Origin of the sequence: Dryocola sharpae (assembly GCF_051307055.1) — a bacterium.
Taxonomy (GTDB): Bacteria; Pseudomonadota; Gammaproteobacteria; order Enterobacterales; family Enterobacteriaceae; genus Dryocola.
The window spans coordinates 1,499,307-1,515,161 of record NZ_CP149994.1 but is presented as its reverse complement, the minus strand read 5'-3'; the positions used below and the strand labels follow the sequence as shown (position 1 = coordinate 1,515,161).

Sequence of the window (15,855 nt, the reverse complement as noted above, 5' to 3'; positions counted from 1 at the left end):
GGGGGACTTATTGGTTCTACTTGCCTGCCACCGTCTGATTTAACACTTCGGTAAATTTATCCCATGGGCAAAAACCGTTCGCGTCGATCGGACAGCCGTTGAGTTGCAGCGTCACGCGCTGCGGCGGCTGCTGCAGGCTCAGCACCTGCCCGTTACGCAGCTGCTCGCTGCTCTGGTAGACGTACTCCACTTTCATCAGCTCACGATTGGCCTTGCTGTCATGCCAGCGCTGGAACATGATTTTGCCGCCGATAGGCGTGCGCTCGTTTTGCTGCGGAAGCTGGTAGTCTTTAAAGTCCAGCGCGGTTAGCAAAGAGGCGATATTCGAGTCATGCCCCACCAGCAGGGTAACTTTTGGCGCTTCGGCCTCGTTGCCGGTCAGCGCTTTCTGGATATATTTCACCAGCGGCGCCGCCACGTTACGCGCCACTTCCGGCGATGTGAACAGCGTGTCCTGATAGCCGTTTTTCAGCTGCGACAGCACGCGCCACTGCTTCTCGGTTTTGATTTGCCCCCAGGCAACCTGATCGAGCGGGAACCCTTCGTAGTACTGCAGCGTAAAAGCATCCACCAGCGAGTTGCCCACTTTTAATGGCCCGCTTACGCCCGGCTCTTCGGTCGCTTTTGCGCTGAACTTATCTTTCGATGCGGTTAAATCGCACTGCTGTTTCTCTTTGCAGGTTGGGGAATCGTTAAACGCCGTCACCTGCTCGAGCAGTTTATAGCTGTCGTCGAGTTTATAGTGCTCGCGCTGGGCCTCCATCGCTTTCACCGCCGCCTGCTGGAATTCAGGCGAATCATTGGTGATAACCGGGTTAAACGTAGGGTCCATGGTGCCCATCTTTTCCTGATGATGAACCGGCACGTCGCAGCCGGGAAAAGCGCCGGTGATAAAGAACTGCGCGGTAGCTACGGTTCGTTGCAGGCTGTTGGCGTAGGCATAAACGCTTTGCGGAGTCGGACATTCGCCGCTTTTTACCAGCCCCTGCTCCGCCAGCCACTCGCGCAGGTAGTGCCCCATGTAGATTTCCAGCACGCCGCCTTTGGTGGTCAGCTGCCCGCCGGGCACATCCCATTCCGGCCACGACTGCGCGGTAGACTGCTCAAGCACGCTGCCGTTGTTCGCCAGCGGCGCGCGCAGGTTATGGCGGCTCATCAGCAGAACCTGCTGAAGCTGGTAACCTTCCGGGGCGGCTTCGGCATTCGCCATGCCCGGAGCAAAACAGGCGACGGCCAGCAATGAGGCGACGATTTTCTTATTCATTCCTTATTCCTCAAGAGGTTATTGCAGCAAAAGTACCGGAATAAAGTGTGGCAGAAAAACCGACAGCCGCCCGGTAACGGGATCGCAAAATGGCAGATTAGCGATCCCGCGCGCTAAAAATGACGGATTTTGATGCCCGGGAGCCGCAATCAACGATCTTTTGGGAGGGAAAGCATGCGTTACGCATCAGGGATGAATAAAAAAGCTCCGCTGACCGGAAGCCCGGCTAACTAACAGCATGACAAAATAAGGCATATACCAGGCCGTGTTTCACATGTCCGGATAATCTACTTATTTACGGGCTCCATAAAGGAGCCCTTATCGTCTTACCGGGCGAGAATGCGGGCAATGCCGCTAAGCTGTTCCGCAATAGCCTGCAGGTTCTGGGTTTTCTCCTGTTTCAACCCGGTTGAATTACGGACAACCAGCCGCGCGGGCAGAATGGAAGAGCTGCGCTCGCCGTCGTTATGACTGCTGTCGAGAATGCGCCGCACGGCCTCTTTTCCCTGTAAATCCAAATCCAGCGACACGGTGGTCAGCGCCGGATGGAAGAATGAGCTCTCATAGGTATCGTCATAGCCGATAACCGATTTTTCGCCGGGAATCGAGATTTGATGCTGGTGAAACGCACTCAGTACGCCAAGCGCCATCTGGTCGTTTGCCACTAAGACGGCGCTGAAATTCGGCGTCGAGCGCAGCATCTGCAAGGCGCCTGCATATCCGCTCTGGGCATCCCAGTTTCCCTTCACCACCGCAGCCGGCTGCAGGCCGTAACTGTCGAGCGTTTCTATCCAGCTTTTCAGACGCAGTTTCGCCGATACCGAGCTGTCCGGTCCCGAAAGCAAGGCTATTTCCCGGTGCCCCAGCTCATAAAGATACTTCACGCTGGAACGGGTTCCGTCCGCCGGATTGAAGGAAACATTGAAGACAGAACTGTAGGGATCGACATCGAGAAACAGGCACTGAACGTTAGCGTTATCCGCGACGATTTTTTCAGCGGATTCGGTCTCCAGCGGCACATTAATAATGACCTTATCAACCAGCTGTGACTTGAGTTCGTTGATGGAATCCTGAATACCATTGTTGACGTTCTCATCAATCATAGAAATCAGCACCTGGTAGTGCTCCAGGTTCGCATAGCGTTTTACCGCAGCGGCCACCTGTGAAGGAGCATGCAGCGCAAGCGAGGTCGTCACCAGCCCAATGGTTTTACTCGTCTTTCCAACCAGCTGTTGTGCGAGCCTGTTTGGCACATACCGCAATAGCTCTATGGACTTCTCTACCTTACTACGCGTGGCTTCGGATACATTGGCTGACTTATTCAGCACCCTTGACACAGTCTGGTAAGAGACGCCCGCATGGTGAGCAACATCCTCTAACGTCGCGCTTTTAGACTTCATGGTCCGGTTCCTTATGTTGTTATGCCTTGATTCTAACAGGGGCCATTTAAAAAACGCACGCCATGGCAAAAAAGCGCAGCCTTTTACCCAAAAAAGTATTACGTTCACATAAAAATAAATATGAAACACATCATACGATTTTACAAATCACGCTGATTTATTTGCAGTTAATCACACATTGGAGATCATTTGTTTGCCTGATTTTATATTTAGGCATTTCATGACATCGTTTTATGTGAACGTAATACAAAAAAATAAGAGGATAACATGAAAACTACGCTACGCACTGTATCCGTTGCGTTAGCCGCTGCGCTGACCTCCCCCTCGCTTCTGGCTGCCGTTAACTCCATCGATTTCCATGGCTATCTGCGCTCCGGCGTGGGTGTGTCGCGAGATGGAGGAATGGAAGAGTGGCAAAAGAATAAAATTGGCCGTTTAGGTAACGAAGCTGATACTTACGGAGAGCTGGAGCTGGGCTCTGAGGTATATAAGAAAAACGACGTCAGCTTCTATCTGGATAGCATGGTCAGCATGGTTTCAGACGGCTCAAACGACAGTGAAACCACTTTTGGCGACGATGCTGAATTTGGGCTGCGCCAGCTGAATTTGCAGATTAAGGGCCTGATCCCGGGCGATCCTGGCGCGGTGATTTGGGGAGGGAAACGCTACTATCAGCGTCACGACCTGCACATCATCGATACTAAATACTGGAATATTTCCGGTTCCGGCGCCGGCATTGAGAACTATACCTTAGGACCGGGTGCGGTTTCATTTGCCTGGATTCGCGGTGATGCGAACGACGTTGACTACCGTGTCGACAATGACAACGATGTAAATATAAACTACCTCGACCTGCGTTATGCGGGCTGGAAGCCATGGACGGGCGCCTGGACCGAGTTTGGTATCGACTACGCCATGCCTAACCCTACTAACAAACAAAAAGAGTATGGCGGACTTTATGACGCCGATAACGGCGTCATGCTGACCGGTGAAATTTCCCAGGATATGCTCGGCGGCTATAACAAACTGGTCTTGCAGTACGCAAATAAGGGGCTGGCGCAGAATATGATTTCGCAGGGCGGAGGCTGGTATGACATGTGGAATTACGTCAACGACGCTACCGGTTACCGCGTGATTAACACGGGCCTTATTCCCATCACCGACAGGTTCTCGTTCAACCACGTGCTGACCTACGGCTCAGCAGACGACATCACGCAGTACACCGACAAATCACGCCTGGTCTCGCTGGTTGGTCGAGCACAGTACCAGTTCACCGAATATGTGCGTTTAATTGGTGAAGTGGGTGGCTTCTATCAGAAAGATACTTACAACAACGGTACGCACTATAAGCAAAGCGGAGAGAAGTATACCGTGGCGTTAGGCCTGGCGGACGGCCCTGATTTTATGTCTCGTCCGGAACTGCGTGTGTTCGCTTCTTACCTTAACGATTCAGAAGAGGGAAAAACTTTCCAGGACGGCACCGCCAGCAATACCTGGAACTTTGGTGTGCAGGTTGAAGCCTGGTGGTAATCCCCACTCGTTAATTTAAGTAACAAGCAATATATTCTGCATATTTTGGGCATAGTATCTCCGTGATTGGCATTTATTCCTGTAATTGAATAGCATTATTAATGCCAGAGCTTTTATTATTTTGGGATGGTCTTAATCAGATCATCCCATTTTTATTATTCAGCGCACAGAGAAATGCTCTTCCAGTAATTTCCTGAGCGCATCCGACTGCTTGCCAAAAATTGCATGAACCTCCTGCCCCAGAATAATAACCCCAAGCGCACCTTGCGCCTGTAGCGCTTCCGAGTTTACCAGCGCCAGATCTTTAACCGTCACGCGCAGGCGGGTAATACAGGCATCTACCTGTTTAATATTTTGCTCACCGCCAAACGCGGTAATAAGCGCGTTAATTTGCTGTTGCTCCTGCCCCGTTAAAATTACCGCTAGTTTGGGCTGAGAGAAATAATGCAAAAATGATTTTAAACTCACCATAATTGTCTCCTGATATTCAGCAGATAAAAAAACGCCTGCTCGTCAGAACAGGCGCCAGGGGATTGTCATTACGCTTTACGTTTAACGACGCGGCAATCACACGGCATTAGCTGGAGCGCGCCGTTGATGTTCTGGCCGCTCAGCGCGTCGCTGTAGCCTTGCGGCAAAGTCACTATCTGCTGCTGCGCGGTGAAGTTCTGAATAAACACCCAGCTTGACTCCCCGTCGGTACGGGCGGTGGCGACGACGCCAGGCGGGAACTCAGCCTCGACGGCGCGCGGCAGTTTCAGCTCCTGCATGATGCCGGCAAAGAAGTCTCGCTGGAAAGCAAGATCGTTGCGCGACGCAACGTACCAGGCTTTTCCCTGACCGAAGCGATTCACCGTGACCGCCGGACGTCCGGCATAGAAATCATCCCGATAGGTCGCCAGAACCTGCGCGCCTTCCGCGTGGATCAGATCGCATAAATGCCGGACCTGATAAGGCCCCTGCAGCCCCGCCGCGTTCCCCGCAAGCCCCTGAATCAGGTTGCGTTCGTCCTCGCCCAGACAGTCAATCTCTTCAGCCCAGATCCCCAGCAAATTACGTAGCGGCCCCGGGAAGCCGCCAAGGTGGCAAAGGTCGGATTCGTTGACGATCCCGCTCCAGTATGTCGTAACAAACTGGCCGCCTGCGGCAACAAAGGCCTCGGCGCGTGCGGCAAAGCCCTCGCGCACCATATACAGCATCGGCGCGATAACTAACTGATATCCACTGAGATCGCAGTCAGCGTTGATGATGTCTACCGCAACGCCTTTCTCCCAGAAAGGACGATAGTAGTCGGTAACCGTTTTTTCATACTCCATTCCCATATTGCGCGGGCCTTCGGCGTCATCCAGAGCCCAGCGGTTTTCCCAGTCGAATACAACGGCGACTTTCGCTTCGGTGCGGCAGCCCGCCACCTCTTTGAGCTGGTTGAGCATCTCGCCAAGCTTTGTGACTTCACGCCCTACCCGGGTATCAATATGTCCCACGTGATCCACCACCGCGCCGTGGAATTTCTCCACCGAGCCACGGCTTTTGCGCCACTGGAAGTACTGCACCGAATCGGCGCCGTGCGCCACCGCCTGCAGTGACGAAAGAATGTGCATGCCCGGTTTTTTCAGCTTGCTGGTAGGCTGCCAGTTGGTCACGCTGGGGGTCGATTCCATGAGTACGAACGGCTTGCCCCCTTTCAGGGTACGCATTAGATCGTGATACATAGCGGTATAGCAGGCGAGCGTGGTTTCGTCTTTCTCGTGATGCCACATGGGGTAGCTATCCCAGGAGATGAAATCCAGCTCTTCGGCAAGCTGCCAGTAGTTGTAATCATAGAAATACTCCATAAAGTTCGTGGTGGCCGGCAGCTGCGGGTTCACGGCTTTAAGAGGCGCAATTTCGTGACGATAGAAATCCGTAACCTGAGCGGTGTTAAACCGCCGCCAGTCGAGGTTCAGGCCATGGATGGATACTTCTCCCTGCGGAGACGGGGACTGGATCTGCGACCAGTCGCTATAGATGTGGCTCCAGAAGGTGCTCCACCAGGCGTGATTAAGGTTATCCAGCGTCTGATAACGCGCCTTCAACCAGTCGCGGAAGCGTTCCTGGCACAGGTCGCAATGACATTCGCCACCGTATTCGTTAGAAACGTGCCAGCCGAGTATCGCCGGATGCTGTGAATAGCGTTCGGCCAGCAGGCGGTTAATCTTCAGCGTTTTTTCCCGATAAACCGGGGAGCTCATGCAGTGATTATGGCGTCCTCCGTGCAGCGCCGGTACGCGGTCACGGCCCACGCGCAGCACTTCCGGATATTTTTGCGACATCCAGGCCGGACGCGCGCCGCTTGGCGTCGCCAGGAAAACATGGATACCCGCCTGATAAAGTTTATCCAGAATCGTATCCAGCCAGGCAAAATCAAATTCGCCTTCACGAGGTTCAAGTTTAGCCCAGCTAAAAATGCCGACCGACATGACGTTACAATTTGCCTGAGACATCATGGAAATATCTTTATCAATAATACCGGGATACGCTTCCCATTGTTCCGGATTATAGTCCGCGCCGTGCAATAGCCCGGCGACCTTTGGACTTAAAGGCAGAAATTTTTTCATATTTACGGTCCTGAAAATAACGTCGAAAATTAATTAAAGACTTTTACTGATGGCAGCACTTTCCCCTGGCAGTTAAATAACGCCTGATTTTCACGTGCATTACCCTCTTTCCACTGGTCTTCGGTATATTTCATTCCAGCGGGCGTCGCCCAGGTATTTCCCGGCACCGCAATCCAGCTCGGCTCCCAATAAAAAATACCTTTACCGCGCTGGTTCGGCACATTAATAACCGCCTGCATTAAATCATGGACATAATCATATTGTCCCTGCACGGTGGCTGGATAACCGCCGTCTTTCTCTTCTTTTTGCCGGAAACTATTTTCCGTGTTATCGCAATCTTCCAGCGTCCAGGCGTAGGCCGCCTCAACCACAATAACGTCTTTGTTATAGCGCTTGCTGATATCATCCATATTGGCTTTTAACGCGCTAATCGGGCCGTTCCAGTAGGTGTACATCGACAGGCCAATCACATCGAACGGCACGTTGCGTTTGGTTATCTCATCAAACCACCAACGGAAAGTGTCGTTCCTGGTTCCCTCCGCCAGATGCAGCATGATTTTCACCTGCTCGCCGGAGCTGAGGTTTTCTTTCATGCCGTCGATGGCGGCGTTCAGCAAGCCGGCCAGCCGATCAAATTCTCCGCCGCCCTGTCCCCAGCTTTTGCCTTCGGGCCACAGCATGCCGCCGTTAATTTCATTACCAATTTGCACCATATCCGGCAACACGCCTTCCTGTTTGAAGCGGGCGATCGTGTCGCGGGTATAGTCATGAATCGCCTGTTTTAACTGCGGGTAGTCCATTTTTTGCCAGGCTTTCGGCTTAAACTGTTTACCCGGATCGGTCCAGAAGTCGCTGTAATGGAAATCCAGCAGCAGCTTCATCCCCTGCGCTTTAGCCCGTTTCGCCAGCGCCAGGGTGACGGCCGGATCGTTCTCCCCGCCGCCGTAGCCGTTGCCCTGTTCATCTTTTGGATCAACCCACAGGCGCAGGCGCACGTAGTTGACACCGTTCTCTTTCAGAATGACGAGCGCATCTTTCTGCTGGTCGTTGGCGTCATAAAATTTACCGCCGTGTTTTTCAACGTCCAGCAGCGTGGAAATGTCCGCTCCTTTGATAAAGTCGGCGGGCATGTTGTCAAAAGCACGCGTTTTAAGGCTATCGGCGGCAAAAAGGCCGGTGGAAAAACCGCATGCCAGACAAACAGCAAGCAGCGTTGGTGTCGCTCTTTTCATGGGATTATCCTTTCGTACTGCCAGAGGTAAGACCGGAAACAAAGTATTTTTGTAACGCCAGGTAGAAGATGGCCACCGGCACCGCAATCAGGACCGCGCCTGCGGCATAGGTGGTGTAACTGGCGCCCATTTTCTGCGCCACCAGGTTATACAGCCCGATGGGAAGCGTATATTTGTCCGGAGTGCGCAGGATGGTGCTGGAGAGAATGAAATCTCCCAGCGGGCCGGTAAATGAAAACAGGGCCACAACCGCCACAATCGGCTTTGACAGCGGCATGATTATCTCGATAAATATGCGGAAATTACTGGCTCCGTCCATGCGCGCCGATTCGTCCAGATCTTTAGGAATGGCATCGAGATAGCCCTTCATCAGCCAGGTGTTCATCGGGATCATGCCGGCAACATAAATCAGCACCAGCGCCAGATGACTATTGATAAGCCCCAGCAGCTGGGAGAGGACAAAAATCGCTATCAGCGCCGAGAACTGCGGGATCATCTGCAGCAAAAGGAACAGCATCAGACCGTTTTGTCGCCCCCTGAAGCGAAATCGCGAGAAGGCATAGGCGGTGAAGCTGACGCTAATCAGCGTCAGGATCATAGTAAGGAAGCTGATTTTCATTGAGTTCCAGTACCAGGTCATGTAATTGACCTGCCCGTTAAACAAGTCTGCATAATGCTGGAACGAAAGATTTTCCGGGATGATCGACGTGCTGAGCAGGCTGTTGCCCGCGTTAAGCGATGCGCCAACGGTCCAGATAAGCGGATAGATAACGATCGCCGACACCGCCAGGATAACCATCCAGGAAAGAGAGAGGCGGATCCATTTTTCACGTTTGATGCTTGGTGATTTAGCCATAATTCTGCCCTTATGCCATGTCATCATTTTTGAATGATTTCGTGGCGCGGAACTGCCACAGCGCCAGGCCAACCACGAAGATCGACAGCAGGATGGTGATGGTTGCCGCAATGGCATACTGCGAAGACGACATAGTCAGCTTGTAGATCCAGGAAACCAGGATGTCAGTTCCACCGGCGTTTGAGCCCACCACGGCCGGCCCGCCGTTGTTAAACAGATATATAATATTGAAATTATTAAAGTTGAAGGTGTACTGAGTGATAAGAATTGGCGCAATGGAGTAGAGAACCAGCGGCAACGTAATAGTACGCAGCTTCGTCAGGGTGCTGGCGCCGTCCATGGTGGCCGCTTCGTAGAGATCGTCCGGAATGGCCTGCAGCACACCGGTCGTCATCGCAAAGACGAACGGGAAACCCAGCCAGGTCTGCATCATGATTAGCGCCGTTTTGGTCCAGAACGGATCGGTCATCCACGCTTTCGGACTGATGTTAAAGAAGGCCAGAATCGCATTGTTGATAACCCCAAAGGTGTCATTAAACATCCCGGCGAATACGAGAATGGTGACGAAACCCGGTACCGCCCAGGGCAGGATAAAGATGGTGCGAATCAGCGGTTTAAAGCGGAGATCCTTTTGATTAACCAGAATTGCAAGCATGACGCCAACGGCGCACTGCAGGGTAGTGGCAAGCAGGGTCCAGACCACCGTCCATTGCAGAACGTCAAAGAAGGTCGAACGCCAGATAGACAGGGTAAAAATATTGACGAAGTTTTTAAACCCTACCCAGTCCACAAGCTTTGCGGGCGGCGTGTGATAGAGGTTGTAGTTGGTAAAAGCGATGGCAAAACCGAACAGAATGGGGAAGATAACCACGAACACCAGCAAAATAAAGCCAGGGGTGATCATCAGATAAGGAAATCCTTCGCTCAGCAATAGTTGATACTGTTTGCGCACGCTGTTGAGCTGCTGGCCTTCGTCGCGTTTTTTGCCGTTAATCCACGCGTCGCGCAGTGACAAATAATAGACGCTGACGCCAAAGCCCATAATCAGCAGGCTGATTATGCCTTCTGCCAGCAAAAATATTGAGTTATCTCGCGGCACTTCTTCACCCAGCGTATACAGCCCCCACAGGCCCTCACGCAGGAAATCAGAAAAAATGCCCATAAAGCTGCTCAGCAGCGCCAGGAAGACGATCCCTTTCAGCCACTGGCGGTGATAAAACTGGCCAAACCCCGGTACGACAGCCAATAACAGGCCGCGCCAGGCATGGCGGCCTGCGCTATGCGCTTTCGCAATATTTCCGCTGGGACTGATAATCACACATGACTCCTTCTGAAAACGGGAGGCCTCCCTCCCATTCTGTTACTACAAAGCGATTACTGGTTGCTGGCCTGCATGGCTTCAATCTGCATTTTGATTTGCTTCTCTGCGCTATCGAGCGCGGCCTTCGGCTCCTGCTTGCCGGTAAGGCTCAGCTCCAGCGCTGCGTTGGCCGGCCCCCACACTTCACCCATTTCCGGAATACCGGGCATCGGTGTTGCACGGGCGGACTGCACGGCGACCGCGCTTGCCTTTTCGTCATTTTTTATCATCGGCTCGTCAATCATGGCCGTCATCGGCGGGATTTCACGGGTAGCGATGTAACGCTTTTTCACATACTGGGGCTGGTTGATGAACTCAATAAACTGCTGCGACAGCGCTTTATCTTTGCTCCAGGTCGAGACGACATATCCTTTTACACCGAGGAACGAGCTCATCGGCTTGCCGTCCGGCAGCAGCGGTAATGGCGCCACGCCAAAGTTGATTCCGGCGGCTTCATAGGGCTGGAACGCCCAGGGACCGTTAATCACCGCCGCCGCTTTTTTCTCAGTAAACAGCGAGTCGATGGCGTTCAGGCCGTTATCGCCAACGATCCCCGCCGGGAAAACTTTCTCGGTATAAAACTTTTTCAGGAAGGTGACGGCTTCCACAGCCCCCGGCTTGTTAAGGCCTATATCCTGCGCGTTTAAGCCGCCTTTGCCGTTGTCGCCAAAGATATAGCCGCCCATGGGACCAATAGCGCCCCAGCTGTAGTAGATCTGGTCAAACTTGGCCAGAAGACCGTATTTATCCTGCTCACGCTGTTTTTTCGAGTAGTCGAACCATTCCTGCAGGGTGTCGAGCGGCCTTGCGATCAGGTCTTTGTTATAGATAAGCACCAGCGTCTCAACGGCTTTTGGCACGCCGTACTGAACGTTATCCATATTGAAAGCCTGAACCGATGCTGGCGTGAAAACGTCAAGCTTCGTTTTGTCCAGATTCACAGGGGCCAGCAGCCCTTGCACAACCGCCCCGCCAAGCTGATCGTTGGGAATGACCAACACGTCTGGCCCAATGCCCGCCGGGCCGTCAAGCCGCAGCTTTTCCAGCTGCTGCGCATAAGGCATCTCCTGTACGTTGACCTTAACGTTGTACTGTTTTTCAAAGGCGCTAACGGCATCTTTGATGCCCGGAGATTTTTTGATGTCTTCCCACACATTAAGCTGCTGCGCGCCATAAGCGGACAGACTGATAAGCTGCCCACCGGCAAGCGTTGAGAGAAGTAGTGCAGTAAGGATGTTCTTTTTCATTATCAACCTCATGTGAAGGTATAACAATTTCGCGTTTTTTAATGGTTATATTTTGCGAAGCCGTGGGCATTAATCGCGGCCACAAGGCATTTAACCGAGACACCGCCGGGCGCTTCGCATTTGTTATACGCTACACTTGATGGCGGATTAACACGATAAAAAACTGCTAGTTGTGTGATCCACTTTGCAGAAATGAAACTTACATATAGGGAGCTAACACGCTGAAAGTTATAGTCACGCCATGAATTAAACGCTGTTGAGCATCTATTTGCTGAATTGTTATACGTAATACAGAGATGGCGTCAGCATCCGTAAAACCCAACGGCAAACAACGGCTAATTACTTCGAGGAACGTTGATGTCCAATATCAGACTTAGGAATGTCACCAAGCGATTCGGCAAAACCGAGACGCTGCACAATATTAATCTTGACATTGAAGACGGTGAGTTTGCGGTGTTTGTCGGCCCGTCCGGCTGCGGTAAATCTACGCTGCTGCGCATGATCGCGGGCCTGGAAGAGGTGAGCGACGGCGAAGTGCTGATTGGCGATGAGGTGATGAACGATGTGGCGCCCGCGCACCGCGGCGTGGCGATGGTATTTCAGTCTTATGCGCTCTACCCACATATGACGGTTGCGGAGAACATGGGTTACGGCCTGAAGGTTAATAAAGTGCCGAAAGAGGAGATCCGTCATCAGGTGGAGATGGTGGCGAAAACACTGCAGCTTTCTCATCTGCTGGATCGTAAACCAAAGCAGCTCTCCGGCGGTCAGCGCCAGCGCGTGGCGATTGGCCGCGCCATCGTGCGCAATCCGCAGGTGTTTATGTTCGATGAACCGCTCTCAAACCTGGATGCCGAACTGCGCGTGGATATGCGTCTGCATATCGCCAAGCTTCATCAGGAAATGAAGGTCACCATGGTGTATGTGACGCATGACCAGATTGAGGCAATGACGCTTGCGGACAAAATCGTGGTGATGAACTACGGAAAAGTCGAGCAGATCGGCGCGCCTATGAGCCTTTACTACAATCCGGTGAATAAATTTGTGGCGGGTTTCATCGGCTCACCCAAAATGAACTTCCTGCCTGTTACCGTGTTAGCCTGGCAGCCCGGCGAACTCACCGTCAGCGTGGCGCAAAACCAGACGCTAACGCTTGCGCTGGATACCGCACCGCTCCAGCGGGGCGATAGCATTACGCTGGGCATCCGTCCTGAGCATCTGTCTACCAATACTACCCAGGGTACGGCACTGGAATTCAACTGTGAAGTTGTGGAGCGGTTGGGTAATAACACCTACCTGTTCGGGCAATGCTACGGTCATGATAACGTTAAAATCCTGCTGCCCGGCGATGTGCAGTTCAAACCCTGGCAGAAAATCAGCGTGGCGTTTGATCCGAAGCACTGCATGGTCTTTGATGAAAATGAGCTGCGTATTAACAGCGCGATTCCCTTCCCTGTCAGCCAGTAAATATCACGCTCCCGGTAAACGGGAGCGCTTGTTTTCGCTCTTTTTTGTAAAAGCGCAGCCAGAAGCAACTCAGTATCGAAAAGAGACGCGGTTGCCTCAGGCAGGCTTCATTTGCCGCCGCTGCTGACTCAGTGACGGGAATTTTACCCAGCGGAACGCCGTCACATTATCTGCTGACGCCGCTTTCTGCAGGAGCGGCCCTGTGTAAGCAGGCATTACCCGGGATTAATTTCCGCGATCCGCAGAAATGACTGACATATTCAGCTCGACGCTAATCGATGAAAGGAGAGTTTATGCAGAACCGGCCATCGGCCAGCCATTATGTATGCTGATGGTAAAACGCGGGATTGATAGAGCAACACAAAGCCTGGCGAGATCAGGCCAGAGTGATTTTGTTATTAAAATCTGCAAACGGGTAAGCGTCTTTATCCAGAAGAGCGTCGGTAATGATGCAGTCTATTTCGCCTGGGGTGGCGATGCTCATTACGCCCTCCTGGCCAAATTTTGTATGGTCAGCCAGAATAACTTTCTTCTTGCTCATCCGTAACATGGCCTTTGAGACATAGGCCTCATCGATGCTTTTCACCTGGATACCGCCTGACCGGGTAAGGCCGCCGGCCCCCAGAAAACAGATATCAGCCTGAATGCTGTTTAACTGCTCGACGACGGCAGCCCCCAGATTGGCCCGGAATTCCAGATTATATTCTCCCCCCAGAACATATACCCGGGCATAAGGGTTATTCTGCTTGATGGATTCGGCGATCAGCGAGGAGTTGGTAAAGACGGTCAGCGGTACCGCAGGAAACTGCGCCGCGAATATCAGGGTGGTGGTACAGGAATCAATGAAGATAATATCGTTGGCTGAAATCAGCGATACGGCCGCGCGACCAATGGCCTCTTTGGCTGGCCGCATGGTTTTGAGCCTTTCAGAGAAGTTATCTTCACGGAAAATCTGCTTGCGCAGCGCGCCGCCGTGGATCTTCACCAGCTGGCCTTCATCGGCAAGCTGCGACAGATCGCGACGAATAGTTTCTGAAGTTACTTTCAGCTCTTCAGCAAGACGGATAACTGTCACTTCCCCTGTTTTTTTCAGAGCATCAAGTATGTAATTTTTCCTTGAAACCGGGTTCATGCAGGGGCGACTCCCATGGCAATATGTCCGGCAAAATATACCGTTTCCTTATTGTTAAATCAATTGCTTAATCGCATACGCCACGCCGTGCCGGTCGTTGTCCAGGGTCACGATATCGGCAGCCTGCCGCAGCGTTTTGACCGCGTTACCCATGGCAACTTTTGTTCCTGCGGCGTTAAACATCGGCAGATCGTTTTGCCGATCGCCAATGGCGATGACATCTTGCTCGTCCAGTTTAAGCGAGGTTTTTATCTGCTCCACTACGCTTCCTTTATCAACACCCACAGGCTGGATATCAATATAATTAGCGCCTGTTGCCATGCAGCTGAATTCCACCGGCAGATGGCGTTCAACAGCTTTCTGCCACAACGGAACGCTGAGTTTATCGCCGCACAAGGTGATTTTAAAAATATCAGCAGCGTGATAAATGTCCGTCAGGGAATACCTTTCCAGAGGCAGCCCAAAAACCTCTGCTTCGTACCGGGAATATGGCGACACCGGCTTGTCGTTACGATGCATAATTTTGTTGGCGGTAAAGAAATGGTGGTCGTACTGGCATAGCTTCACGGCCGCATCCACGCCGCGAATCTCCTCCCCTGTCATTATACGTTCGAACAAAAGCTCGTTTTCCATAGCGTCGAAGATCTGACTGCCGTTGAACCCCGCCACATAACGCACCAGAGGCAATACCTGCTGGGTATCAAGCAATTTCAGCAGCGTGCTCAAAGGGCGAGCTGAACATATGGCGATGGCGCCGTTAGTACGGGTAACGAAAGTTGATAAAGCCTGACGGTTCTCGAAAGAGATATGCCCTTGCGAGTTGAGCAGGGTGCCATCCATATCAATAGCAAGCAATTTCATTTATCCGCTCCAAAAAAGGGGCCCTGAGGCCCCGAAAAACAGGGTTAATGCTGGATGAACGGCAGCACGGCTTCTTTTGCCGCTGCCTGCACCATGTTGTCGATAGCCGTGCCGACAACCAGAATGTTCACCCCCGTATTACGAAAGGCCTGGGCGTTACGAACGTTGATTCCGCCCTCCGCCAGGGTAGGTACGTCGACAGCATTTACCAGCGCATGGAGACGATCCTTAATAACCTGCGGAATTTCGCCTGCGGCTACGCCTTCATAGCTCATTCCGGTCATCAGGCCGATCATATCTACGCCTATGTCCTGCATACGCTTTGCCACCAGGGCGACCTCTTCCGGCGTCCGCGCGGGAAGACCGAAGGTGTGCATATCGTCCGGATGCCCGATGTAGGCATCAACGGTAAGGCCATATTTATGGGAAAGGTCGACGACTTCTTTCAGATCGTCCCAGTCCGATTTGTGCGTATGTAATCCATCGGCTCCAGAGCGGGCAATTTCCAGAATATGTTCATCGGTCAGCGGCACCGGCAGGGTTTCAGTGAATCCTCCCGAAATGCCTACCGTGATAAATACGTCATCAGGTACGACATTGCGGACTCCCTGACAGGCTTCTGCCATCTGGGTATTGCTGATTTCATGACGGATCTGCTCAGCCGCGTGCATATTAGTTACGCCGCGATGTCCGCGGGCCAGCGCTAACGCAGGATGGTTAGGCTCAAGCAGCTTCACGCCGGCTTCGCAGACCGCTTTGGCAAGGCGTGCATCGTCACCAGTGATCCCTGTACTTAAAATTGTCTGGCCGCCGTGCAGCGCAATCGCATCTTTAACTTTCCTGATGGCTGCGGCACGTTTTTTATTCATATCACCTTTAAACATGATGTACCTCTTTATGACTGGTGAG

General features: G+C 52.4%; 13 protein-coding genes. 2 read left to right on the top strand and 11 right to left on the bottom strand.

Translation table 11 applies throughout. The annotated features are described in order from the left end of the window. Window positions 1-16: 16 nt before the first annotated feature. Window positions 17-1,264: a bifunctional glucose-1-phosphatase/inositol phosphatase gene (agp, locus tag WLO31_RS07170; RefSeq protein ID WP_435929786.1), complete on the bottom strand. Its 1,248-nt coding sequence runs from the start codon at window positions 1,262-1,264 to the stop codon at window positions 17-19. Between the two features lie 326 nt (window positions 1,265-1,590). Then, window positions 1,591-2,664, bottom strand: coding sequence for a LacI family DNA-binding transcriptional regulator (locus WLO31_RS07165; protein WP_435929785.1), 1,074 nt, complete (start codon window positions 2,662-2,664; stop codon window positions 1,591-1,593). 267 nt (window positions 2,665-2,931) lie between these two features. Here WLO31_RS07165 and WLO31_RS07160 point away from each other — a divergent pair, with 267 nt between their 5' ends. Continuing rightward, window positions 2,932-4,194 carry a maltoporin gene (locus WLO31_RS07160; protein ID WP_435929784.1) on the top strand — a complete coding sequence of 421 codons (1,263 nt, stop codon included), beginning with the start codon at window positions 2,932-2,934 and terminating at the stop codon, window positions 4,192-4,194. 159 nt (window positions 4,195-4,353) lie between these two features. Here the strand turns inward: WLO31_RS07160 and WLO31_RS07155 are convergent, their stop codons facing one another. The 6 genes from WLO31_RS07155 to WLO31_RS07130 form a co-directional block, all read right to left on the bottom strand. Further along, window positions 4,354-4,665 carry a glucose PTS transporter subunit EIIB gene (locus WLO31_RS07155; protein ID WP_435929783.1) on the bottom strand — a complete coding sequence of 104 codons (312 nt, stop codon included), beginning with the start codon at window positions 4,663-4,665 and terminating at the stop codon, window positions 4,354-4,356. A gap of 68 nt (window positions 4,666-4,733) precedes the next feature. After that, window positions 4,734-6,791: a beta-galactosidase gene (locus WLO31_RS07150; RefSeq protein WP_435929782.1), complete on the bottom strand. Its 2,058-nt coding sequence runs from the start codon at window positions 6,789-6,791 to the stop codon at window positions 4,734-4,736. 29 nt (window positions 6,792-6,820) lie between these two features. Further along, complete coding sequence (locus tag WLO31_RS07145) at window positions 6,821-8,023, bottom strand: glycoside hydrolase family 53 protein (RefSeq protein WP_435929781.1); 1,203 nt, start codon at window positions 8,021-8,023, stop codon at window positions 6,821-6,823. A 4-nt stretch (window positions 8,024-8,027) separates the two neighbouring features. After that, a complete protein-coding gene (locus WLO31_RS07140) occupies window positions 8,028-8,879 on the bottom strand; it encodes a sugar ABC transporter permease (protein ID WP_435929780.1) in 852 nt (283 codons plus the stop codon). A 10-nt stretch (window positions 8,880-8,889) separates the two neighbouring features. Continuing rightward, window positions 8,890-10,197, bottom strand: a complete 1,308-nt coding sequence (locus tag WLO31_RS07135) for an ABC transporter permease subunit (RefSeq protein ID WP_435929779.1) — start codon at window positions 10,195-10,197, stop codon at window positions 8,890-8,892. 56 nt (window positions 10,198-10,253) lie between these two features. Continuing rightward, window positions 10,254-11,486 carry an extracellular solute-binding protein gene (locus WLO31_RS07130; protein ID WP_435929778.1) on the bottom strand — a complete coding sequence of 411 codons (1,233 nt, stop codon included), beginning with the start codon at window positions 11,484-11,486 and terminating at the stop codon, window positions 10,254-10,256. 357 nt (window positions 11,487-11,843) lie between these two features. On the opposite strand from WLO31_RS07130, the gene WLO31_RS07125 reads away from it, so the two are divergent. Continuing rightward, a complete protein-coding gene (locus WLO31_RS07125; RefSeq protein WP_435929777.1) occupies window positions 11,844-12,953 on the top strand; it encodes an ABC transporter ATP-binding protein in 1,110 nt (369 codons plus the stop codon). Between the two features lie 376 nt (window positions 12,954-13,329). Here WLO31_RS07125 and WLO31_RS07120 read toward each other — a convergent pair whose 3' ends face one another. From WLO31_RS07120 to WLO31_RS07110, 3 genes are all read right to left on the bottom strand, one after another. Next, complete coding sequence (locus WLO31_RS07120) at window positions 13,330-14,028, bottom strand: DeoR/GlpR family DNA-binding transcription regulator (RefSeq protein WP_435929776.1); 699 nt, start codon at window positions 14,026-14,028, stop codon at window positions 13,330-13,332. Between the two features lie 111 nt (window positions 14,029-14,139). Next, window positions 14,140-14,946, bottom strand: a complete 807-nt coding sequence (locus WLO31_RS07115) for a Cof-type HAD-IIB family hydrolase (RefSeq protein WP_435929775.1) — start codon at window positions 14,944-14,946, stop codon at window positions 14,140-14,142. Window positions 14,947-14,990: 44 nt separating this feature from the next. Then, window positions 14,991-15,830 carry a histidine biosynthesis protein gene (locus tag WLO31_RS07110; protein ID WP_435929774.1) on the bottom strand — a complete coding sequence of 280 codons (840 nt, stop codon included), beginning with the start codon at window positions 15,828-15,830 and terminating at the stop codon, window positions 14,991-14,993. Between the last annotated feature and the right edge of the window lie 25 nt (window positions 15,831-15,855).

Excerpts from the sequence above, each read along its gene's own strand:
- agp (WP_435929786.1), bottom strand. The coding sequence starts at position 1,264 with ATGAATAAGAAAATCGTCGCCTCATTGCTGGCCGTCGCCTGTTTTGCT.
- WLO31_RS07165 (WP_435929785.1), bottom strand. The coding sequence starts at position 2,664 with ATGAAGTCTAAAAGCGCGACGTTAGAGGATGTTGCTCACCATGCGGGC.
- WLO31_RS07160 (WP_435929784.1), top strand. The coding sequence starts at position 2,932 with ATGAAAACTACGCTACGCACTGTATCCGTTGCGTTAGCCGCTGCGCTG.
- WLO31_RS07155 (WP_435929783.1), bottom strand. The coding sequence starts at position 4,665 with ATGGTGAGTTTAAAATCATTTTTGCATTATTTCTCTCAGCCCAAACTA.
- WLO31_RS07150 (WP_435929782.1), bottom strand. The coding sequence starts at position 6,791 with ATGAAAAAATTTCTGCCTTTAAGTCCAAAGGTCGCCGGGCTATTGCAC.
- WLO31_RS07145 (WP_435929781.1), bottom strand. The coding sequence starts at position 8,023 with ATGAAAAGAGCGACACCAACGCTGCTTGCTGTTTGTCTGGCATGCGGT.
- WLO31_RS07140 (WP_435929780.1), bottom strand. The coding sequence starts at position 8,879 with ATGGCTAAATCACCAAGCATCAAACGTGAAAAATGGATCCGCCTCTCT.
- WLO31_RS07130 (WP_435929778.1), bottom strand. The coding sequence starts at position 11,486 with ATGAAAAAGAACATCCTTACTGCACTACTTCTCTCAACGCTTGCCGGT.
- WLO31_RS07125 (WP_435929777.1), top strand. The coding sequence starts at position 11,844 with ATGTCCAATATCAGACTTAGGAATGTCACCAAGCGATTCGGCAAAACC.
- WLO31_RS07115 (WP_435929775.1), bottom strand. The coding sequence starts at position 14,946 with ATGAAATTGCTTGCTATTGATATGGATGGCACCCTGCTCAACTCGCAA.
- WLO31_RS07110 (WP_435929774.1), bottom strand. The coding sequence starts at position 15,830 with ATGTTTAAAGGTGATATGAATAAAAAACGTGCCGCAGCCATCAGGAAA.